Origin of the sequence: Legionella quateirensis, from assembly GCF_001467955.1 — a bacterium.
Taxonomy (GTDB): Bacteria; Pseudomonadota; Gammaproteobacteria; order Legionellales; family Legionellaceae; genus Legionella; species Legionella quateirensis.
In genome coordinates this window covers 179,559-204,741 of record NZ_LNYR01000034.1, presented here as the reverse complement: position 1 = coordinate 204,741, position 25,183 = coordinate 179,559, and the positions used below count along the sequence as shown (strand labels likewise).

The following is a 25,183-nucleotide window of genomic DNA, read 5'->3' as shown; positions in this document are numbered from 1 at the left end:
TTATTAATCCTTTTGTTTCGCGTTACCGTTTATTACAGATGCTATTTTTTCCAGATTATCTTCTTTCATGATATCGAAATGTGAGCCGGGAACATCATAAAATTCAACCTTGCAAGCAAACTGAGACCACCCTTCATGCAAATCACCATAACTTGCTTGTGCAGCAAATAACACTACATCGCACTCGTTCGGTTGAATGGAATAGTTCGCAATAGCAGTTCGCTCGGATTCATATATTGTGTAGTATTTTTCTTTAAGAGATTCATTAATTTTAGCAATGTCCATAAGTTGAGACAGGTAGTGATCAAATGCAATTTCAGATGCATTAAAGAAATGGTTAGCCAAATGTACAGGTGTATCAATTAAATACAATTTCTCGATAACTATAGATTTTTTTGCCAATTGATGTGCTACTTCCCAAGCAAGAAGCCCCCCCATGGACCATCCTCCCAGACAAATTTTATTATGGGCTGGAAAGTCCTGCAAAATAGCTAAAATGACTGTACTGTAATATCTGGCTAACTCAGCCAAATCAGACACCGAAGAATAACCACTATGTAAATTATACGATTCCAGAGAATAAACCGGGCGATCAGAACCAAGACGGTTAGCGAGTTCTATATACGTTTCAGCCCCCCCCAACAATGGCGGAAATAAAAATAACGGTGTATTGACAGCCTCTTCGCTCCACGACAGGACAGGCTTAAACAAAGGAAGGCTTCCCAGGATAACCTGATTCAATTGCACTGAGTCAGAAGGTATTTGTTTTAGCGTCTGACCTATATCTTGTATTGTATTGCGTACTTTATTGGTAAAATACTGAAGAGAATCAGCACCGAATGTATTCGCATCATAAGCTATTTTTAACTCTAGGCCATTAGTACCTATCCACCCAACTATATTCACATCGAAAAATCGATGGTTATGGGAAGAGAACTCCAGTCCACACGCTAAATCGCTTCGAGAAAAAAACGCATTTTGCCTTGCAATTTCATGACGTCCCAAGAAATTAATTCCAATACGATATTTTTGTAATGGTTCAACCTCCGCCTCATGGGCGCCACCATAGCGTATCAAACCATACCCAATGCCCTCATCAGGAATAAGCAGCTTGCGTTGCAACCACCGCTGGAGGTTGCTTCTGGATTGATTCTCATCGAGATCGGCAACTGGAACACCGGCCATTATTGGATATAAACTGGTAAACCAACCTACCGTGCGCGTCAAATCAACCCCTAATAAATCACCAACCCGCCCGTGACCTTCTTTATAGCAAATAAACTCATCGTCCAAGGTAGACTGACATGCATTATAAACGGCAGTAAAAATAATATCGTCAATGGAAATATCAGAGCGATTCGCCAAGGCTTTGCTCAGTGTTTGAGTAACTTTCTTGCCCAAACTCAGGGAACAGCTGGCAGCACTGTATTGCTGTTGTTTGTTTTGTTCTTCTCTGGACTTCAGCAGTTTATCGGATTGCACAATACTGTGCCAAAAAGAGTTCTGCAGCTTACAAGCCCATGAGTTTTTGTAGGTTTCAAGTGCCAAGACCCAATCATAAAAAGAAGATGTTTTAGATGGTAAATCCGCATCAACTCCCGCAAGCTTTGCTTTGTATATTAATTCCAAATCGTTGATGATTAAATGCCAAGAAACAGTATCAACAACCAGATGATGAATCACAAGAAGCAGTAAGTCTTTAGTTCCCTCAGCCTTTGGAACAAGCGCAGCACGCATGAGAGGCCCATTTTGAAAATTTAAACCAGCTTGTAACTGGGTAAATGCCGCCAGCAACTCCCCCTCTTCCCACTCGCCAGAGAGGCCACTTGGTTTTAATACATATAATGGAATATCTTGGGAAGTGACCTTATTTTGGTAGGTCTGTTTCCATTGTCCCTCTTTATCAACACTAAATCGAATCCGCAGAGCATCATGATAGTTGACCAACTCAATAAGGGCCTGCTGTAAAAATTCAGTGTGTATGGAGTCGTTCGCTCTGAGCAAAACCGATTGATTAAAATGATTAGGCTTAGCTAAATCACGGGCAAAAAACCAGTGCTGAATTGGACTCAATGGTAAGGGGCCCGAGGGGATTGGTAGAGCAGCAATTTGCTTATGATGAAACGCTGCCAACTTCACTAAGTCCTTAAGGGTTGATGCGATAAAAAAATCTTTTGGAGTTAAATAAATTCCCTGCTCTCTTGCCTTGGAAATGGCAACAATAATCAGGATAGAGTCTCCCCCCAAATCAAAAAAATTATCCTCTAAATAGATGCTTTCGCGGCTCAGCACATTCTCCCAGATCTGAGCCAAGATAAGTTCAACCTCAGTCTGTGGTTCCGAACGATGTAACTCATCATTTTTTAAGTCGGTAGGCGATGGCAAGGCTGCTTTATCCACTTTGCCTTGAACGGTAAGCGGGATCCTGGGAACTTGAATAAGATAAGCAGGAATCATGTAATGGGGCAGAAAATCACGTAACTGAGAATATATATCAGCACTTTGCATGGTTTTATCTGCCATATAATAAGCAATTATTTTGGGGGTCATTACAATACTGTAATCGACCAACACCACGGCATGGGAGATTCCTGTAATTTTGGCCAGGCAGGTTTCAATTTCACCCAGTTCAATCCGAAAACCACGTATATTAACCTGGTTATCATTCCTACCTTGATAAATTACCTCACCATTAAGTAATAGCTTACCGCGATCACCAGAGCGATACAGGCGCTCCCCAACGCGGTAGGGATGGTTAATGAACCGTTCTGCAGTAAGTGCTGGGTTATAAAGGTAGCCATCCCCCAGCCCTGCACCTCCCACATAAATTTCTCCTTGCACTCCAGGAGGAAGCAGATTTTGATGCTGATCCATAATGTACATCAGCGTCGTGGGAATAGCCTTACCAATGTTGCTGCGATTATGGAGAATATCCTCCAATTGAATTTCTTTATAAGAAACATGAACGGTTGTTTCTGTAATACCGTACATATTAATCATTTTCATGTGCTGGTATTTGGTTACCCACTCCAGCAAGTACCGCGTATCTAACTTTTCACCCCCAAAAATCACCATCCGCAATGCATCCAAAGAAGGATAATCTTGGGCAACCACTTCCCTGCTTAAACTAAAAAATGCAGTGGGCGTTTGGTTTAAGACACTAATCCTTTCCGTCCTTAATAACTCTAAAATTCGGGAAGGATTAAGGGTATCGTCTTTGGCAACGAGTACAATGCAGCCACCGAATAGCAATCCACCAAAAATTTCCCACACTGAAAAATCAAAATGATAGGAATGAAATTGCAGCCAACGATCTGTTGCAGAAAAAGCAAATAAAGCCTCATCGTTCAAAAACAGCCTAATCACATTTTGATGACTGATAGTAACGCCTTTCGGCACTCCTGTTGTCCCAGATGTATAAATACAATACGCAGCATCTGAACTCTTAATATCTGTGCCAGGATTCTCCTGACTATAGCGATGTAATTGATGTTTAATGCAATTCCAGTCCAGCACATGTGCAACATGCTCGATGAACTGTTCTGAATTCGAGAGACCGGTAATGAGAAACTGAACTTTTGAATTTTCAATGATGTGTTGATTGCGACGTTCTGGAGCATGAACATCCAAGGGTAAATAAGCAGCTCCCGTCTTTAAGACCGCCAAAAGGACAACTATCATATCCAATGAACGAGGCATGAGTAATCCTACCAGCATCTCTCGTCCAACCCCATGATGCATTAAGTACTCTGAGAGTTGATTTGCCATCCGGTTAAGATCACGATAGGTCATTTCCTCGTGGACAAAACGAAGGGCTATATGATGAGGGTATAAACAGACCATTTCCTCAAAACGCTGAACAATCGTTAAGGTCTTAGGAAAAGTAATGTCTGGACGATTCCAAACTTCTAATTGAATGCGTTTTTCTTCTTCGCTTAACAAATCAATGTCTTCAATCCGTTCATAAAGTAACCTGGGAAGATTTTGCAGCAGCGCAATGTAATGTCTTAACAATTGCCGCGCTGATTCTTCATCATAAATATCGCGATTATAAATAACATCAATTGCAGAACCCGAGGAACCGGCTTTAATAAAAAAAACGTAATCATATTTACCATAGCCCAGATAATTCACGAGATGTTTATAGGAATTCGGCGTTGAATTAGCCTCTTCTCCCTCTGATTGCATGTATTTAAACAACACATCAAAAAGAGCCGTGCGACTCATATCTTTCTCAGGATTTACCATTTTAACGAGCTGATCAAAAGGCAGTCCCGAATACAGATCCGCCAAATCACAGAGCTGTTTTAATTTAAAAAAATGAGTTTTTAATTCATCATGCCAATCCAGAATACTGCGAATCACGGTCAAATTACCTAATGGACCTATGGTATAGTCAAGATCTGAACAAATCCGATTATCATGTTCCCGTCCAACAATTACCTCATTAGTACTCGAATATTGAGCAAGAACAACCTGAAGACTCCCTAGAAATACCTCCTCCTCAGATACATTACTACTCATTGCTACCTGCTGAACTCCCAGCAACAAATCTGGAGAAAGTTCAGCACTAATTTTCGACTGACTATAACGATGAACAGGTGGTCGCGAATGATCCTCTGGTAATTTCAGCGCCTGTAATGGGAGAGCTAATTGCCAACGCCAATAAAAAAAGAGGCGATCAATCAATTCAAAAGATAAATTACGTTGCCATAAAGAAAAGTCCATAAATGACAATGTTGACGAAGCTTTTTCATTGTCCAACCCCAAATAGCAGCCCCCAATTTCATCTGCAAGAATACCAGTAGATTGAAAGTCACACAGACTATGATGTACCGTTAGTACGAAAATAAAGTGCTGCTCCTGTTGCAGATAAATACCCACCCGCAAACGATGTTTATCAATAGCAAAAGGTTTATTAGCATCTTCAGCAACAATTGCCAAAATTTCTTCCAAATTTAAATGACTCATTTGTTGAACATTAAATTTAATGCCTTCAATCGCCTCTTGAACATCAAGGATCCGAAAACAATTCTGCCCGCCCTCTTCTGTAAAGATCCCACGGAGAACAGCATGTTTTTTTAACACAGTCTCAACAACCCAATGTAATTTTCCCAGATCCAATTCTGAAAAAAATTGCACAACAATTGGAATATTATGATAACTTGGGGCTAAATCGTAAACGCTTCCCGTTTCAAATTGATCAATAAAACGTAGTCTTTCCTGATGATATGAAAGGGGCATTTCGTTATGTATCGCATGCAGGAACTGAACGCTTGGCGGTTGATGATAAGCAAGATCCTCTTGTTTAAAAAACTGATAAAGAAGTTGATCAAGAGGCAGTAAATTGTCTGATTCAATAAAAATACCTAACAGATTTTTGTACCGACGAGAGACTCGCTCTATTGCTACTTTATCAAAACACTCCCCATCCCAAACAAAGCGTAACTCAACTTCGGCTTTGGGAATAACAAAGAGGGTAAATGGATAGTTATTTTTTTCATAAGTCCTTTTTTCCAGCAAATGAAAACGATCATGCTTTACCCAGGTTGTGTTGATGGGATAGTTTTCAAAAGCAAATATGCTTGAAAAGAGTGAGGCCTTGGGATCAAGTGATGTTTCTTGTTGAATTTCTTTTAAGGAAACATTGGAATACTTAACCAGTTTTTGCGACATCAGGTTAAGTTCGTGCAATTGTTCGATTATGGGTCGATTTAATTTTAAGGCAATACGCTTGGGCAATGTAGCAATAAACAATCCCACCATATATTCACTATGGGTCATTCCCTCCAAATGACGAGTCGAAGACACATCTCCTAAGACTATATCTCGTTCACCATTATATAAATACAACAATACTGCCCAGGTATATTCCATAAACGTGCTCAGAGACACATGAGCAACTTTAGCAAATTGACGGCATTTATCTGAAAGCACCACATCAAGGTGAGTTGATAAACGTGAAACTGATTTTATCTGCTTGTGAACATCCAGGGCATTATTTGCAAATCCCAAGGTGGTTGTCTTCTCAAAACCTCGCAAGTAATCATGCCAGAATTCTTTGCATTCTTCTTTGTTGGTTTGATAAAACACATTTACAAATGAGCCATAACCCGCAACTTTAGATCCATTTTTCTTCGAATTATTTGCATTAATATATTTTTTTACAACTTCATCAATCAAAAGCGAAATGCTCCATCCATCTAAAAGGAGATGATGATGCGTAAAAACACAGGCAAAAGTATTCTCTGAAAACCGGATCAGTGATAAACGATATAAGCCATCCTGGGTGAAATCAAAACCCTGCTGCCGATCTTCATAAAGAAACACCTGATACAGCTCTTCAATTTTTGACTCAGTATATTCCTGCCAATCCAACTCGTTCCATTTTAACTTTCGATCGGCATAAACGACTTGAAAAGGCCTTTCAACACCTTCCCAAACAAAACGAGTACGAAAAACATCATATTTTTCAACAATTTCTTCCCAAACTTGCTTAAAGTCTATTGAATTAAAGTCCTCTGCACTAAATTGCATACAAACCTGGGTACAATAAACATCATCCCCAGGTAAAGACAAACTATGAAACAACATCCCTTCTTGCAATGGAGTCAGTGGAAAAGCATTTTCCAAGCCCCCATGTGTTGATAATTTATCGATGGTGTCTTGAGTAATATTGATTTGATTAAAGTCAGAGGGAGTTTTCGTGGATGAATTTTGAGCAAGACAATGCGCTACAAGTTGATCTAAAGAATCATTAAACAGCTGAGCAAAATGGCGCACTGACTCCTCACGATAGTTTTTAGGACTATAACGAACACGCATCGTAAATTGATGATTCAGGATTGCAGCATTCAGATCGAGTTGAAATGGTGAGCGATGATTTGGGGATCGCTCCCTCCCTTTATTTTCGGAAGCTAATGAAAGCAGCCATCCCTCATTAAAAGAACTATCAAGTTGTCCTAAATAATTGAAACTGACATTACATGCAATATTAATGGGGCATTCATTTAAATAGCACCATAAAGGCCCAAATCCAGCACCTTGATTTGGAACCCTGCGGATCTGCTCCTTAATCGATTTAATCATTTCCGCGTAGTTATCGGCAAAATCAGTTTTAAATGTCAACTTTTGCGGAAAAAACGAAGTAAACCAGCCAACGGTACGCGAAATATCTACATCTTGTGTAATAGGCTCCCGCCCATGTCCTTCCAAATTAAACCAGAGTTGTTCTATATGCTGCCAGCGCCAAAAAGCGAGCGATAATGCCACCAGCAATAAATCATTCATTCGCGTGTTATAAGCAACATGAGCTTGCGTCAATAAATTTTGGGTCTGTTCTTTAGTCCAACTTATATGGACAAGTTCTGTTTCATGACGTTTAGGAAAATAATCCTGATTCAACTCTACTGGAACAGGCCGATATCCAGAACTTATTTTTTCCCAATAGGGTAATTCGTTTTGCAAGGTTGAATTAATAGCCCTATGCAGCCCTTCTACCCAGGAACGATAAGAGGATGTTTTTTTGGGTAAACTGATGGTTTTATTCATTTCCAATTGTTCAATTAAGGCTTGGAAATCCTCAAGAATGATTCGCCAGGAAACCGTATCAACAACAAAATGATTGATTGCAAGAAACAATCTCTTATACTTAAATTCAGCTCCTTCAATTAAGACCGCTACCATTACCGGGCCCTGCTCAATATCAAGTGATGCTTGATAAGAATTACATAAGTCCTCTAGGTCTTGCTCTTTTTGAACCTTCACCTGATGCAAAAACGGTACAAACGCATGATCCTGCGCGTCATAAAAAGCCACATCCGCCGTCTGATGACCTTTTCGCAAACGTAAGCGCAAGGCATCATGATGGTTCACCAACTCTTTTAACGCTCCTTCTAAAGAGTTCAGTGCCACTGATTTTTTAAGTTTAAATAAGAACGACTGATTAAAATGAGAGGGATTATCGGGTTGCATCCTAAGAAACCAGGCCTGTGGTGGTGACAAAGGAAATGTTCCACTTGCCAAACCCTGATCAATTATAAGCGCCTTGCTTTGATGAGCAATTTTAGCAAGTTCATAAACTGTGGGATATTGAAATAGATTGTGGGCTTCAAAACTTAATCCCAAGGCGCGTGCTTTAGCTACAACCTGGATACCCAGAATTGAATCACCACCTAGACTAAAGAAATTATCATTGATGCCAATCTGAGACTGACCGAGTACTTCCGCCCAAATCTGCGCTAATTGCTGTTCTTCCTGCGTTACAGGTGCAACAAAATCTTCTTGCAACTCAAAAACCTCTCTATCCAAAAGAGGCAAAGCAGCGCGATTTAATTTACCATTATGGGTTAGAGGAATCTCTGTCAGTTCAATAAAAACATGGGGAATCATGTACTGAGGTAATTCCTGCAGTAATCGAGTACGCAATAATTCCGCATTTATCGGCTCATCCATATTAAGCGGAACGCAATAAGCGATGATTTTCTCTTTATTTTCTTCGCCTTGAAGCGCAATCGCACTCTGCTTCATTTCAGGCTGGTTGTTCAGTACTCTTTCTATTTCGGTCAAATCGATACGATGACCGTGATACTTGATTTGAGCATCCTTACGCCCAAGAAAATGAATCAGCCCATCCTCACGCCAAATACCCCAATCCCCAGTGTGATAAATTCGTTCCGCACTATTAATCGGGTTGGATACAAAACGCTGTTGGGTTAATGCTTTATCACTTAGATATCCAGAACCAACGCCCATACCTCCAATGCATAATTCACCGGGAACTCCAATCCCTTCAAAACAGCTTTCCCTGCCCAAAATATACACCGTGAGATTTGGGACGGGAGTCCCAATGGAAAATTCTCCAGGGATTTCACTCAGGGCTGAACCTTGCGGTAGGGTAAAACAGGTCACTATATCCGTGCATTCAGTAGGACCATAACTATTATGTAAATTGGCAGCATAGAAACCACTTGCCATCCAGGCTGCCAATTTTGGCAATTGCAGCTTTTCCCCACCAAAAACTATTTGCTTCAAACTCCTCATGCATTGAAAATTGTCAGTCTCTGCTTCATCGAGCAGAAGACGAAATACACTGGGAGTACAGGTTAAATGAGTAATTTTTTTACTCTCTATAATGCTTAAAATCGCCCAAATATCAAAATGACCATCAGGCAAAAAATGCAATTCTGCTCCTAAACATATAGGCGTTAAAATGTATTTTTGGGTGAGATCAAAACTCAAGGAGGAGACAATTAAAAATTTGCTGTCTGACTCAATCGGAGTAGTTTCTTCACACCATCGAATTACGTTGCTTACCGACTCATGATATACAGAAGCCCCTTTAGGAACACCTGTAGTACCAGAGGTGTAAATGGTATAAACCAGTTCATGAGGTGCAATATAATCTGCTTTGAATTCCTTTGAATAATGCTCTAAATGCTGCACTTCTTTTACATAGGAGGACAAGATTATTGCAGGATGCAGTTCATTTGAGGACAATGTCACATTAGCATCAGTTATCCATAATCTAACACCTGCATCAGCAACCGCTTTTTGCTGTCGAGCTCTAGGCCAATCCTGATGTAAAGGAACATAATGAGCGCCAAGCTTTAAAATACTGAACATCAGCACCACTGCCGCAGAGGGTTCTGTGAGTAAAAAAGCAATCGCATCGCCCTGGGTAACCTGATATTTACTTTGGAGTAAATTAGCCCATTTATTCGTCAACGCTTCAAAGGCCGCAAAAGACAACGGTAGTCCATCATACTCAAGGAGTATTTTATCACTATTGAAACAGGGGTTGGCGTAATAAATTGACAAGACCGTTTTATCACGTTCTTTAACCGGCCCTTGAGACCACCGTAGAATTTTTGTGCGCTCTTCCTCTGAAAGATAGTCACATGCAAATGGACTTTGATCACTATGTTGAATGATCCAGTTTAGAACACCCTCATAATGGCGCAATAATCGCTTCCCATTAAACTGAAATGCGATATCAGGAGCTAATTGCAGTTTAAGCCAAAGGCTTTGATCAAGCTCCTCGAATACCTGCAAAGTAATAGGAACATTAGTTTTTTCCTGAATCGTGCGATGATGCCAAAGTGAAGCGTCGGACAAGGCTTTTTTTCTGCCAGGATAATTTTCAAAGAGAAACAGGCTGGAAAAAAAATCAACTCCGGCTTCCAGTTCGGTATATTTGCGCAAGTCCACTAATTTGAGAAACCCGTACACATTTGCCTTTTGAATATCAGTATGCACTTGTTTTAAATGATCAATCACTGATAGACGTGCAGTGATCTTTACTCGAAATGGTAACGTATTAATGCACATGCCAATAATATGTTCTGCATCATCGATGGTAGCCGTCCTTCCTGAGGATACCATCCCAAATAAAACATCATTTGAGCCTGAATAGATGCTGAGTAGGAGTCCCCAGGAAAATTGCATCAAGGCATTAATTGTGATTCCATTCTTGCGAGCAAACTCAACACATGCTTTTGAAAAAACAGGATCAAATCTATGTTCAAAAATGGATACTTGTTTTTCACCAAGAGTACTCGTTATAACCTCTTGATTTAGCCTGACGGGCAAAGAGTTTCCTTCCGCAAATCCGCCAAGATGTTCTTTCCAGAATTGAAGACCTGCGCGAGAGTCCTGCTTTTCCAACCACTCTACCAGAGACGAGTGACTGGGACTGCTTGAGTGAACATGTGATATTTTTCCAGATACACCCTCAAAATAAAGCGTTTCAAGCTCTTGAAGAAGTAAAGAGGATGACCAACCATCCAGGATTAAATGATGATGAGTAAAGACAAACCTATAAGGCTTACCGTTTACTTTTAACAAAATCAGTCGGACCAAAGGCGCTTGCATTAAATCAAAGCCTGTTCTCCAATCATTGGCTAGAAAAGTATCAAGATCAGCTGATGTATCGTTGATATCGTATTCAAACCATGGCAATTCAACCTCATCAACGATTTCTTGCTGTGGCCTATCCAACTGTTGCCAAATAAATCGTGCCCTCAATACATCATAGCGATCGAACAAAATATGCCAGGCTTTTTTAAAGACATGAAGATCAATATTTTGTTCAATTTCCCAGCATTTTTGTTGGCAATAAAGAGATAAATCAGTAGAGCTATCCAAGCTATGAAAAAGCAATCCCTCCTGAAGGGGGGTAAGGCCATACATTTTTTTAATAGAATCACTATGTGACAAAAGCTTGAGCTTTCTAAGAATCTCTTCTTTATTCTGCTTCAGGTACAACCGATACTCAGGGCTAAGATCCTCCCCTTTTTTTACATGACATATGAGCTTACCTTCTTGCTCGGTAAGAAGGATATCTTCTTTTTTCAGAGCACAAAAAAATTCATCAACAGTCATCATGGTTCAATAGCCTTAGTTTTTATATTTTGTGCTGACGCATCCGGTTTTAAAATAAAGTATAGATTAGATTATTAACTCTATTTTAAGTTAAGTAATTACTAAGTTAAATAATTGCTAAGACCTGGTATTTGATTATAACATCTTGAGATAACTACTTTTTCTGATCTGATGCCATGACATTATCTCGTCAAAATACGTCAAGATTTCCTCTTAGCGATCTGCAGCAGGGAATGTTATACCATACCTTATCAAGTCCTCGAAAAAGTACTTATTTAGTCCAGAAAATAATCAGGTTTTCAGAGCCTGTAAACCTGACAGCCCTTGAAAAAGCGTGGAATAGTGCATTAGCGAGATATCCTGTTCTACGATCTTATTTTGATAGTCAAGAGAGCTATTATACTCATCAATGCGTTGAAGATGAGTGCACAGTGCATTTGACCTGTTTAGACTATAGCTCTAAAACCTATAATGCCAATCAGATTGAACATTCCTTGAATGAATTTTTGTTAGAGGACGCAGACAAAGGCATTCTGCTATCAAAACCGCCATTAATGAGACTCACCTGCCTCATCTATAACGAATCATTGACGTATTTTATTTGGAGTTATCATCACGCACTTATGGGTGGCCCTTCTACAGTCCAGGTACTTGTCGACGTGATATTGGCCTATGAAGCGTTTAAATCAGGCAACACTCCGAACTTTAAAGAAACTCCAGGTGGTTTTTATATCCCCGGAACCGGGGAAAATTCGAGTCTGGTTAATGAAGACTTGGGACGACAGTATTGGCAATCCATTTTTGCCGGTTCACAAGCAAGTGGTCATTTGCCCGGAATTCATGAAAAAAGAACATCAGAACATCAAATCCTTACAGCCAGGCAATCTGTTTATCGTTTTAAACTGGAGACAAATGCAACAACTCGGCTACGCGAGATAGCCACCCAATGGAACCTCACTCCCAGTACGTTTATTTTTGGCGCATGGGGTCTGCTTCTTTCTCGTTACTTAAATAATCCCGAAGTAGTGTTTGGTACTGTTCGCGCTTATCCCCAAAGCCTTGTGAAAAATCATGTTGGTTTATACATCAATACACTGCCCATTAAGGTGACAACTGAACATCAGACTGTTCAGTCCTTTTTACGCGAGATTCGTCAGCAATATCAAAATTTAGAGCAATTTATTACGATACCACTCAGTAAATTACAACGCTGGGTTGGCACACATCAAAGCGAGACCCTATTTGAAACTTTTGTTGACTTTAAAAAACACTCTTTAAACGATACGTTAAAAGCCCGTTTGGAACATCATTGGCTTAATAAATATGCTTATCAGCATTTCGATATAAACTATGCGTTTTCATTAGAAGCTCAGGAAGAAGACGATTGTTTGATTTTTGATATTAATTACGAAAGTACTCTCTTTTCATCAGCGATGATTCAACGTTATGCAAATCATTATCTGCGAACCTTATTGTTTTTATTGGACGAACCATTGGCTCGTCTTGAGCAGTTAGCTCTCGTTGACAGTGAAGAGTTACAAGAACTGTATCGAATGTCTGGTCATAAAAACCCTGTAAAAAATGCATTACAAACCATATTGGATGACTTTGATCAAACAACACAAGCTAATCCAGAAAAGAAAATTCTCCTGGATGAACACACGGAATTAACCGCCAGAGCTGCTTATCAACAAAGTGTGATGTTGGCCCATGTCCTTCATCAGAAAAATAATCAACAATATACCCAACAGCCCGTTGTGGCTATATTTATGGAGCGTTGTGCTGAAATAGTGGTTAGCATACTGGCAATTTGGCGTAGTGGTGGCGCATTTCTTCCCTTAGACATTGCTTGCCCGAAAAGTCGAATTGAGTACATGCTAAATCACGCCGGTATAAAAATTATAGTAACAAATACCCTTACATTAAAACAGCATCCTTATCTGCGTGAGCTGGATTTCACCATTGTTAATGTTGATGAGGTATTTTCAGGGAATCATAACCTCATTATTGCTAACCAGCCTGTGCGAGCACAATTGAATGACTTGGCTTATGTAATCTATACCTCAGGCACTACAGGTAATCCAAAAGGAGTGATGGTTGAACATAAAAATTTAGCAAATTACGTACAATGGTTTTCAACTGCGGCCAAGCTGACCGACGCAGATGTCTCCTTTTTAATGTTGCCTTATTTTTTTGATGCCTCTTATACCAATCTTTTTCCTGCCCTTTCACTTGGAAATCAACTTTATATTCCATCGCAAAACACATTGCAGGATGTATGTTCCACCCTAAGTTTAATCGAAAAAAACAAGATTACTTATATTAAAATTACTCCTTCTTTTTTCCGTGTTATTGTGCGCTCCAGCTTTTGCGACGCGCATCAATTTTCCTTAACTCATTTACGCCTCATTATTTTGGGTGGTGAACCCATCGATGTTGAAGATGTAGCGCAATTTCGCAGTCACTACCCTTTTATAGAATTTATGAATCATTATGGACCAACTGAAGCAACTGTTGGATGTTGTGCAACCCTTATTAATTTCGATCAATACTCTTATTTTAAATCGGTACCGGTGGTTGGAAAACCCATTACCGGAGCTTTTGCGGCTGTAGTTGACCCCCAAATGCATTTGCAACCCATAGAGGTGATTGGTGAACTGCTGATTGGTGGTCAGGGTATTTCCAGAGGGTATCTGGCTAATCCTGAGCTTTCTGCTGAACAATTTGTGCACCACCCTGCATTTCCGGGTGAGGTGCTTTATAAAACCGGAGACTTGGCTTATTGGCTTGAAGATGGGAATTTAAAAATATGCTCACGGAAAGATGCACAAATCAAAATTCGTGGCCATCGGATTGAAAGCAAGGAAATTGAGCATGCCATTCTTGAAACAGGCATAGCAACTAGTGTTGAACTCTGTAAAATCAGATCATCAATCGGTAGCGATCGCTTAATTGCTTATATTAAACCATCCGAAACCGATCCTGGTGCTGCACGAGATGGAGTAGCATTATCGTCATGGACTGAAATGTATGATCAATTATACAGTCGAGAAAACCAGAATGAATTGGCTTCATTTGCAACGAGTACCTGGGTAAGTGCTTATGATCATGAAAAAATTCCTGAAGCCCAAATGAAAGAATGGCAACAGGCCATTATCGAGCGTATTTATCAGCAAAAACCCGGCAGAGTATTGGAAGTTGGTTGTGGTACCGGTTTAATATTATTTGGTCTGAAAAATAAATATACGAGCTATTTTGGTGTTGATATTTCAAGTACGGCTATAGATATTTTAAGTAAAAAAATTGCGAAATTTGATGTTCGCCATGCAACCCTTGCTTGTGCCCCAGCCCATAAGTTAGGAACTCTTGCTGAGTTACAAGATGCAACGTTCGACACTATTATCCTTAATTCTGTAGTGCAGTATTTTCCCTGTCTGGAGTATTTGGAAGATGTGTTAACCTGGTGTATCAGTAAACTGACTGATTCTGGTGTGATAATTATTGGCGACGTTCGTGACTATCGATTAGCACCGACTTATTACGACAGCATATTTTTAGCCAATAACATCAATGCACTACACCATTTTGAAGCACGACGTAATTATCAATATGCCAGACAAGTCCAGGAAAAAGAATTACTGATAGACCCAGAATATTTTGTTGATTTAGGCACAAGGATTAACCAATGTATTCGCGTCGATGTTCTAGCGAAACAAGGACATACCTCCAATGAACTGAATACCTGGCGATATGATGTTGTAATGACAGTTGCTTTACTACAACAGGCAGACCAGGAAAAGGAACCGATAAAATTCTACCATTATGAACCCAATACCGATATGGCCATTTACTTTGATGTAAAAGACGAGTCATTCTGTATTCGAGGCGTTCCAAATTCGCGCCTTTGGTCAAGTTATTGGACAACAGCCTACCTTGAAGGACGCGTTGAAGAAAATCATAATCAGCATGTTCCCATTGCCCTCGACACTCTCTACGAATTAGCCCAGCAAAGAGGGTATATTTTAATCCCTTATATGGCTATGGGCTTTAAAGATGCAGAAACCTATTTAGATCTGTTATTCGTAAAAAAAGGCTGCACAACCCGGTTTAGTTCTTTATCAGGTTACCATGAAGCAAAGAATCCTGTAGCAACTAAATTGAGCACCCGTCCCATGTTTGCTTATCAGTACCAGCACCAGGACATTCATGCACTCAAAACAGCTCTTGCCGAAAAATTACCCGACTATATGATTCCGCAGCAATTTATATTTGTTCCTGAAATACCGATTACCCGTAACGGGAAGGTAGATAAAGCAAGGCTTATAAACCTGGGAGTAACAACAGAGCACGCCAGAGATGTAGACCATGTACCGCCACGCAATGAGATTGAACAACAACTGGTTCAGATTTGGCAGGAAGTTCTTCGAGTTGAAAAAATAGGTGTATTAGATAACTTTTTTTCTTTGGGTGGTGACTCCATTCTGTGCATTCAATTCATCTCAAAATGCCGCTCAGTTGGACTGCTTATTCAGCTCATCGATTTTATTGAGCAACCCACCATTGCTGCAATTGCCTCTCAAATTAAATCGTCACCTCTTGTGAAGCGAAAAGAAATTCGTCCTGAGGGTGAGGTTCCCCTTACACCGATCCAACATTGGTTTTTTACAAGAAACTTAATCCATCCGCAATATTATAATCAGGCTTTTTTCGTATCAGTAAATGGTGTTTTTGAGCAGCTCGCCTTAGAACACATTTTCAAAACGCTGGTAGATCAGCATGATAGTTTAAGATTACGCTATAAACAGAATACAACTGGAACTTGGTTGCAGCATTATGATTTCTCGGATTTGGCACAACTACTCCAGTTGGAGAATTGTTCTCATCTTGATGACAAGGAATTCCGTGAAGCATTTGGAAAGTGCCAAAGGCAATTTAATCTGGAAAAGGGACCGTTGCTTGCGGTTGCATTTCGTTGTCATAATGAACAGACCGATATTCTTATCGCACTACACCATTTAGTGGTTGATGGTGTTTCATGGCGAATTTTATTAGAGGATCTGGAAACTGGAATTAATGCTTACAAGCAAGGTAGAGCCCCTAAGTTCGGTGACAAAACTGATAGTTATCAGATGTGGGCTCAGGTTTTAGAAAAATCAACACAAAGCGCATGGTTTACCAATGAATACACTTATTGGAAAAGTCTTGCCGACAGGTGCCGGGAGAAACAATTAATTTGTTTTACTGCTCAAGCAACGACCTACACCGATATCGCCCAATTAGTGTTTAAGTTATCACCAGAAGACACCCTCACGCTTACAAAGATCTTACCAGAGGAAAGTGGTTTACGCATTCATGAAATTTTATTCGCAGTATATGTGCTTTCTTTAAAAGAATGGCGAGATGGTGAAGCTATTTTACTTCACATGGAAGGGCATGGAAGAGAGGTTTGTATTGAAGGGTTGGATGTATCCCGCACTGTTGGATGGTTTACTTCTATTTTCCCCGTTTTAATTGATCTAAGTGTTGCCGAAGAAAAAAGTGCTGACCCGCTGGCAATTTATCAAGTGATAGTCCAACAACTCCGAGAGCTGCCCAACAACGGTATTGGTTTTGGATTACTACGCACTTTAAGACAAGGTATCCTACCCAAATGGGTGAAGTTGCTTGGTGATACGAAATTGAAGTTTAATTATCTTGGCCAATTTCAAGAAACTCAAAAATCGCAAACAATAAAAACAACGATTAAATGGAGTGAAGCTACCATAGCTCCTGAAAATCAACCTGATTATTTACTTTTTTTACAGGCACTCATCCATAATGGACAATTGCATGCAGAGTTTCGTTATAATTCAACTGCTTTTAAACCGGAAGAGATGCACCTGTTAATGAGTATTTTTCAGCAAGGCATTCATTCATTGATCAACTATTTAAATACAAAAAACGTCCGCTATAAAAATGAATTCAATATAAAAAATAATGATCAGTTTGACACTCATGAGTTTTGACGTTGCAAAAAGGGGTACATATGGAATTAACTCTTCGCCAGGTAGCCAGGGATGTGTATTTTTTATTCATCTTAGCTGTTCTTGGCTATTTGACCAAATATGCATTAAATCTCTTTTTAGCCCATCATCTCACCCCAATTCGCTACGGAGAGTACAGTGTTGCTATTAAATTACTGGATATTTTAGTACTGATAACCTTGTTTGGCACCAATGTGGGTGCTAGTCGATTCTTAGCCGAATATTTAGAATTAAATAGTTTAAGATCAGCTGTCGATTATATCGCCTGGAATATAAAATTAATCAGCGTAACATTCTCAATCATGCTGTTTATCTCCATTATTGCATTAATATTGATGAGCTCCCTCCATTATTTAGGTATCCACGACATAAGCCGCTATCATTTATTTGTGTATATATTATGCGTTGTACCGATTGCAGCAATTCCGGCATTACTGCAAAGTTTCTTACTCTGTAGTCAACACATCTATTCCCCAACCATTCTTTCTCAAATAGTTCTTTATGCACTGCAACTGTTAATCTTTGGGATTATTTCATTCTTTGTGATTCATCCCCTCGATAGCATCACGATAGCCACAGTAATCCTTATCTCTTTTTTGCTGGTTACATTCATTACTGTTCTAACCATGAACACCGAATTGTGGTCCATCGTTATTTTGGGGATAAAGAAAATAAACCATACCGAAATACTTAATCCAGCCTGGATTAAAGCCTCTTCACGCTGGATTATTAATACACTTATTTTTCAATTAATTTCTATCTTGGATTTAATCATTGTTTATGTTGTTGGAAAAAATAAGTTGTATGTCGGTTATTATGCCGCGGTCTTAACCATTATTTATTTAATTTGGCTATTGCCAGCAACACTTTACCAAGGAATAAAACCGAAAATTTCCAATTTATTAAGTAGTGAATCCGGACGACTGGAGTTACAATCCCTGCTGAATAAAACCAATGCTGTTGTTATTTTTATTCTCCTGGTATTAAGCGGTTTAATTATCTACTTTTCAACAAATCTGCTTTCCTTTTTTGGTCCAACCTACGTTGCGGCTAAATCGGCACTGATAATCCTGACTTTTGGTGCTTGTTTAGGGGCGTGTACAAAAATTGCTACACTGCTGTTAATTTATGCCGACTTCGAGTCCACTGTAGTGAAAATAAGAGGGACTCAATTGGTATTGATGTTTGTATTAGTCATTCCAGCCACCTATTTTTATAATATTACTGGAACGGCCACAGCAACAGCTATTGTGATGTGCGTTGCCCCTGTTGTATCCATTTGGATTGTTCATACCAAGTTACGATTGAACTCTGTATTTATTTTTTAGGTTATAGGATAAAAATCTTAAATGTTACTCCTTTCGAGTTCATGAACTTCTAATGCGAACAGCAAGCCTGTATTAGACGAAGTCGTAATACAGGGTCTATCCCAATCATATAATCTCCCCTTTAATTTGATATACACATCATCCTACAACTTAGGAAGACTTTTACATGGTGCGATATCTTAGAGATTATTCACCCGGTACCACCTATTTTTTCAAATTAACTTGAATAGACAGGCAATCTGACCACCTGTATTACGACTTCGTCTAATACAGGCTACGCTTACTTTTTATCTGTCTTGAGCATTTTAATCTTCCTTTTGACTGATAAATCAAGGAGTTAATCTAAACTAACTTGATTAAACTACCCCTTTATTTGGGGTAGCGCCACATTTCACTTATATCTAACTCATCTTGTGTGCTTACATCAGCATCAGTTTTTGCTGCTGGAAAAGTACCAAACCGGGCCAATGCGGAGGAGTTCCTTTCCATTCCACGAAGCGCCCTCTCTGCCTCCAAATCAATTCGCATCTGGCAGTTATCACAAACTTCTTGAATTAAAGGCCGAATATTAAACCAACTCCGCCGATGCCTCAGTGTCATTAATTTTAATTCGAGCTCAAGCCGATGTATCTGAACATCAACTGGATCTTTCAGATGAGCCCCAAATGATACTTTTATATCATTAATTTCTTGAATTCGTGATTCAACTTCTTCTTTCTGAAGTTCATCTAATCGTGATTGGGCAGATTCTTTAATTGTTTGCTTTTTCTTATTTATGGCTTCTAAAATAACTTGTGGATCCTGTCCTACTGGAAAACCGAGAACTTGCTTTGCTTGATCTAATTTTTTAGAGTGACTGACGAATTCTAAAAGATCCTTATTCATTTTTTGCAAATGAGACTCTACATTTTCGTGAAAAATATCGTCCTTAAATGATACTGGAAAAGCAGCGATTTCTTTAGCGCATTCAATAATGGCTCTTTGCGCCTCATCAACACTCATTTTTGAAACTATCCCTTGGTCATGATCAACCTGGCCGTATTTCAATTCAAATATATGGCTATCCAAACTTGGATCAGCTAAGCGCAATGAATTAAGAAATGCTTGTTTATTGCCATTATAATCAAGAATGCATGAAAACACTCTCCCTTGTTTTTCAATAGATAATGAATTGAACACAACCGGGAAATGAGGCATCTGCTCATATAAGTTAACACAGTTTACAATGACATTCGGGGGCAATGAACCATTACCTTCTCTTATCTTAAATAGCATATGAAGCAGATGAGGATGAGTATAAATTGTTTTTCCAATATTTTCGTGAAGGCCTAATAGAGTACGTGTAATATCAAGATGATACGGATTAGAACTAAACGTGGCAAAACGACTTCTTCTTTGTATGAGATCAAGAAGTGAACAATATTCTAGCTTCTCGTTGTTCCATGGATTCACCAAAACTACATCATATCCGCCTGGGCTCATCGCATTAGGAATAATTTTATCGATTCGTAGTGCATGAGATCCATGTCTTTGTCCATAAACATCAACATCCCCCCAATCCAGAACAACATAAACCGGTTCATTAGGTCTAATCGCTTTTAGTTTAACAATGTCATAGATATTTGAATAATCTTGAGAATGAATACCGAGTAACTTTGCAACAAATGCCGTTTCACAACCTACGTGTCTGTAAGGCATATTATGGGCCATAATACTCGCTGCCGGATCATGGGGATTCCAACCGGGATTTAAATAATAATAAGAGCTGAGTCGTTCCAAAATTTTTATGGCAAGTGAATTACTTTTTACCCCCTCAGGAGTCAGGTCAATTTGATTGAGCCTATTATAATCAAGAAAAAACACATCTTGATTTGTCTTTGGATCATAATAATAGATGAATTTACCGGGTATCTTATCCAACTGTAATAATGCACTTTGGTCTGTACGTTTGATTCGTACTTCAACACCACCTACTCGTTCAACAAATAATGATTTTAGCGCGGCATAGCCTTCTGGACCCGTACTTAATAAACAGTCGACAGCTGCTAGAAGATAACAATCTCCGCCTCTGCCTTGGTGTATCGTAATAGGGCCATCATTTGGGGGAAATAAAGGGGTAGTCATAATAAGAGCCATCCTGTTTAGTAAAACTATTAAGATACCAAGAACATCTTATTAGAAAATTAATCATGTATTGCATTTACGTATAGGGTATACGAAAGATGATTTCTTTGGGGTGGGCTACACGCATACCCGTCATGCTACTTTTTTTAAGTTAAATCGCCTAGCAATTATGAGGCAAACTTCAGGCAAGAGTATGCTATCCGAACTCTAGTGAGCAAGCGTAGATACCTGCTACACATATTCCAGTATAGAGTGTATGAGCTGCAGCAATCCCAATTAATAAGCTCGCAGCTGAGATAATACCGTCATTTGCAACCAATACCGCAGCACGTAACCAGCCAACTCGTTCAATTCGATGATATTCTTTTTGTTGCATATAGATCAGAACGCCTATATGGAATCAATCATCGTCAAATTATTTTAGAGTTACTCTTTTGGCGTATCAGATTTCTGTTTATATGCCGCATTTCTCGGGATATCAGTAGCTGAATAGACGCTAATTATTTTGAATGGTTTCTTCGCATTGAGATTAATAAAATTATGAGGAACACCTTGAGGAACAAAAATCATATCACCCGCTGTAACCGTTGAGGTTTTGCCATTAAGGACAGATTTAGCTTGCCCCTCAACAACAAATATGACTTGATCAAATTGATGTGTTTCAATCCCAATCTCATTGTTGGGGTTGGTTTTAGGAGTGATATTCATGAAAACAACCTGCGCATCTTTACCTGTCACCAGCGCTAACTTCCAGTTTTCATTCTTTTTTGCCATTTCAAAAATTTTGGGGGAAATGACGGCGTTTATTTTATTATTATCAGCAGTTTCTTTAGAGCTTGCGAATATCGATGGTGAGATTAAACCTGATACTAATAATGTACAGATAAAGGCTATTTTTATTCCGTTTGTTCTCATAAATGCTCTCCATAATTTCAATGTGCTAATTACAATATATCAATTTATGAAATTGTTTAATACTGATGGATATCTTAACTTATAAAAATGACTAGGATTAAAAAACTGGTTGAAAAAGTATGCTGTCTTACCAGCTTTAATCTAATGCTTACCCAAGAAATTTAGATCTTATTGCTGGTATTAAATGAATTTACAAGGGAGTAAATTTCGATAGATCATAAATCCCCAATTCTTTTTCTATATTTGCAACTTGTAAAACAATGTCTTCAAAGCCACTTTTTCCAAACAGCTTATGCTCTTCAGCTTCAAACTTTTCTCCCATTTCTTTATATTCGCTTTCTGAAACGATTTTTCTAAAAGCTGGGAACAGCACGGTATCTTCTCGTGCGGCATGAGGTTCGTACATTCGAATAAACTGAGAGGTAACATCTATAAAATCTTTACCATGATTTTTAAAATTTTTAGATGCAGCAATTTCAATAATATGATCTGTCAATTTTCTGCCAGCCTGATGTTGTGATTTTAAAGTAGTGACTAGATCAACTAATTGACCTGCTTTTTCAAAACGAGGAAATAAATAATTTTCTTCCAGTTTCTCATGATAATCTTCAATAAAATGTCGAATTAGGGTCGCTGATCGTGTAATAAGCGCCGGATTTAACTCTTGTTTATTATTTATAAGATGAATGGCTTCTCGATATATCAGAATAATGCGGCGTAAAACGCCATGCTCTCTCATTAAGTCCTCATCTGGAGAAACCTCTTCCTCTTTTGCGTCTAAAGCACTAATTTTGGTCACTGCACCGAATACTGGTTTTGTAAGTAAAGGAGTTGCAATGAGGGAACCACCAAGAACCAATCCCGCTTTTTTAAGAAAATCTCGTCGTCCTAACAATTCAAATGACATAATCTTTCCTCCATGAAATAAAAAAATCTATTTGTTATTTCTTAAACATCTAGATATTAACTTTATGATAGAGATAATAAATGCTAATGAAAACCCTGACTGTATATTCATGTTGTCACCGTCAAAATATAAGGATCAAGTTTAAGTCCAAATTGTATTGCATACTGCTGAAGCTTTATAGTTTTCAATTTTTGTACTTTCTCTGTCAAAAATGACTATTGATTCTTACCCTGTTAAATACAGGGTTTTACCTGTTTCCATTCAAACAGCAATAATATCTTTAAAAAATCCTTTAAATTACCAGCTATAGCAAGCGTAGATAATCACAAAAAATACTTATAATTTTGGCGAGAGCGAGATTTCGGCAGCGGTCTGCCCCAGCCTGATTAGGTGATTGAATTCTATCGCCTCTAGCAATTGAAGTTGTTGGAGATTTTCCATAGGCAGATGGTTCTTATCCCATAACTCGAGCATACCGGGGAAAACTGCGACTTCAAGTGCGGCTTTTCGGGTGTCTTGATCGTCTGATTCGAGTAACATTCGTACCAGGGTTCGCAGGAGTTCCCTTGCTGGTACCCCTAATTTTGGCATGCAGGTTTTGATAATAAAACAGGCGTAAGCACTAGTGTTTGACGCATTTAATCCATCTACAAGCATTGGAAGTAGTACTGTTATTTGCTCTTGGGATAAGCGTTTTGCGACGAGGCTTAGACCACGATATGTTTCTTGTCGGATCACTTTGTTCGTGTCGTCCTTGAGTAAGGGCATTTTGTCTAAAAGTGCGGAATGAAACGCCTCATCGGGTAACCGCGCAAGAATGTTCCACCTGGTTTTATATGCTTCTGCAATAATCGTATTGTCGTTCATATTGATTAATATGTCATTGATGTGCTCTAGAAGAGATTCTAATAGGTGTGCCGAGATTTTATCCACTGTCTTCGCCAGGTTTCCATAAGCGTGATAACGACCATATGGATTCGTTTGGCTCAGTAATGACACAACTTCACCCAGATAATGCGCTTGCTGGTTGTCTGGTTGTTTTGAAAAAATCATCCAAAACGTTTGCCACATAACGGGGGCATTAACAGAGTGTTCTTCGGTTGATAGGCTTGATAACATCAAAGAAAAAATGCGTTCAGCAGTTTCTGGACTCAGAATTACATCGTGCGCGGCGAGACATCGGTAACATTGTTGGCTAACTTTCCGATTGTGATGAGCAATGAGTGGCATAATATATTTGTCGCTATCTGCTCGTAAAAGGGAGGTAAAAAGAAGATTAAAAGCCTTTGGAACAGCGTTTTGCACTTCAGTGTATCTATCATCGAATAACTTTATTAATTGCTCAGTGATCCTTGCAAGGGATGTTAGGGAAAGTTTGTCTGATAAATTGGCAATGCTTAAGCAAGTTTGTACACGGATTTTGGGTGATTTATTGCTAAAAAGACCCTCAAGTTGCTCTATCTTCCGATGTTCCGGTAATTTACTATAGTAGCTCAGAAACTTTGTCCATGCTCTCTCTAGTATCTTTAAAATGGAGTCGCCTTTAGAGTTCTCTGTAAACAGCCGACAGATAAATTCGATCATTAACTCAGCTGAGAATGTTTCAAGAATAGGAACTATGTTGCTGTAGGCTAGATGACGAAACTGATACCTTGGATGGTTAAAAATCGCACTAAGGCAGGATCTCTTTTCTTCATCTGTCTGCTGTACCATCAAGGCTATTAAGGCCATACAGGCATGCTCTTGTGTCTCTTCGGTGTAATCTCCTGTACGCTGCCATACGATACTAATTGCCCTTGCCGCATCTGCAGACGCTAAGTTGTTACTTAGTCGAGACAAACTCTTAAAGGCTTCCATGTACTTGTCGGGATCATTGTTGCTCAAAATGTCTAACACATTCTCAAACTCCACAGCCATTATTTTCTGACTGACGCTTGAAGGAGTATGGGTGTTTGGGCTGGATAATGCCGCAAGCCGTTTTCGTGCGAGTATGCTTGTCTCTAATTGAATAGAGGCATGACCCAGTAGAGTGGCCAATGCGGTTTTTATTGCTTCTTCCTGAGCTGGGTAGTGTGATATCCAGGCAAAGTATTGTGGATTATCGTTCCAGGACTGGAGAAAATGATTGAGGAATTCTTGGGCTTCAGGTTCGGTTCTTGATAACAGTGCTAAAATCGATTGTACACAGAGCTCTTTGCTGGCCGATAGGCATTTTTTAAGTAAATCAGCAGGAGACAGCTGTTCTAAAACCAGTTTTTGCATATCTGCTGGAACAGGTGATTGAAAAAATGGAATACCCATTACATGCCTCGGTTATTTTTGTACATAATTATACCATGATGGTCGTAACTTTAAAGCAAAAGGCACGATCTGCCCACGTATTTCTTGCTCTCGTATTCCAAAATTATAGTGTTACCTATGTCTCCGCCCTATCAACCTCGTATAATACAGGCTAAGTGTAACGCAACTTTACCTGCTTGTTAGATCCCACCCTCAATATATGC

8 protein-coding genes are annotated in these 25,183 nt (G+C 39.2%); 2 read left to right on the top strand and 6 right to left on the bottom strand.

Annotation, left to right across the window (positions count from 1 at the left end; genetic code table 11):
- Positions 1-3: 3 nt before the first annotated feature.
- A complete protein-coding gene (locus Lqua_RS12205; RefSeq protein ID WP_083501328.1) occupies positions 4-11,385 on the bottom strand; it encodes a non-ribosomal peptide synthetase in 11,382 nt (3,793 codons plus the stop codon).
- Positions 11,386-11,558: 173 nt separating this feature from the next.
- Here Lqua_RS12205 and Lqua_RS12200 point away from each other — a divergent pair, with 173 nt between their 5' ends.
- Together Lqua_RS12200 and Lqua_RS12195 are read left to right on the top strand one after the other, a co-directional pair.
- Positions 11,559-17,387: a non-ribosomal peptide synthetase gene (locus Lqua_RS12200; protein ID WP_058474566.1), complete on the top strand. Its 5,829-nt coding sequence runs from the start codon at positions 11,559-11,561 to the stop codon at positions 17,385-17,387.
- Between the two features lie 20 nt (positions 17,388-17,407).
- The gene (locus tag Lqua_RS12195) at positions 17,408-18,733 is read left to right on the top strand and encodes an MATE family efflux transporter (protein ID WP_058474565.1); all 1,326 of its coding nucleotides are present in this window, start codon (positions 17,408-17,410) and stop codon (positions 18,731-18,733) included.
- Positions 18,734-19,102: 369 nt separating this feature from the next.
- Here the strand turns inward: Lqua_RS12195 and Lqua_RS12190 are convergent, their stop codons facing one another.
- The 5 genes from Lqua_RS12190 to Lqua_RS12170 form a co-directional block, all read right to left on the bottom strand.
- Complete coding sequence (locus tag Lqua_RS12190; protein ID WP_058474564.1) at positions 19,103-20,857, bottom strand: hypothetical protein; 1,755 nt, start codon at positions 20,855-20,857, stop codon at positions 19,103-19,105.
- A gap of 196 nt (positions 20,858-21,053) precedes the next feature.
- On the bottom strand, positions 21,054-21,233 hold the full coding sequence (locus Lqua_RS12185) for a VIT1/CCC1 transporter family protein (RefSeq protein ID WP_058474563.1): 180 nt from the start codon (positions 21,231-21,233) through the stop codon (positions 21,054-21,056).
- A 50-nt stretch (positions 21,234-21,283) separates the two neighbouring features.
- Positions 21,284-21,772 (bottom strand): cupin domain-containing protein, encoded by a 489-nt coding sequence (locus Lqua_RS12180; RefSeq protein ID WP_058474562.1) that lies wholly within the window; start codon positions 21,770-21,772, stop codon positions 21,284-21,286.
- A 190-nt stretch (positions 21,773-21,962) separates the two neighbouring features.
- The gene (locus tag Lqua_RS12175; RefSeq protein WP_058474561.1) at positions 21,963-22,679 is read right to left on the bottom strand and encodes a hemerythrin domain-containing protein; all 717 of its coding nucleotides are present in this window, start codon (positions 22,677-22,679) and stop codon (positions 21,963-21,965) included.
- Between the two features lie 336 nt (positions 22,680-23,015).
- Positions 23,016-24,980 carry a hypothetical protein gene (locus Lqua_RS12170; protein ID WP_058474560.1) on the bottom strand — a complete coding sequence of 655 codons (1,965 nt, stop codon included), beginning with the start codon at positions 24,978-24,980 and terminating at the stop codon, positions 23,016-23,018.
- Positions 24,981-25,183 lie beyond the last annotated feature (203 nt).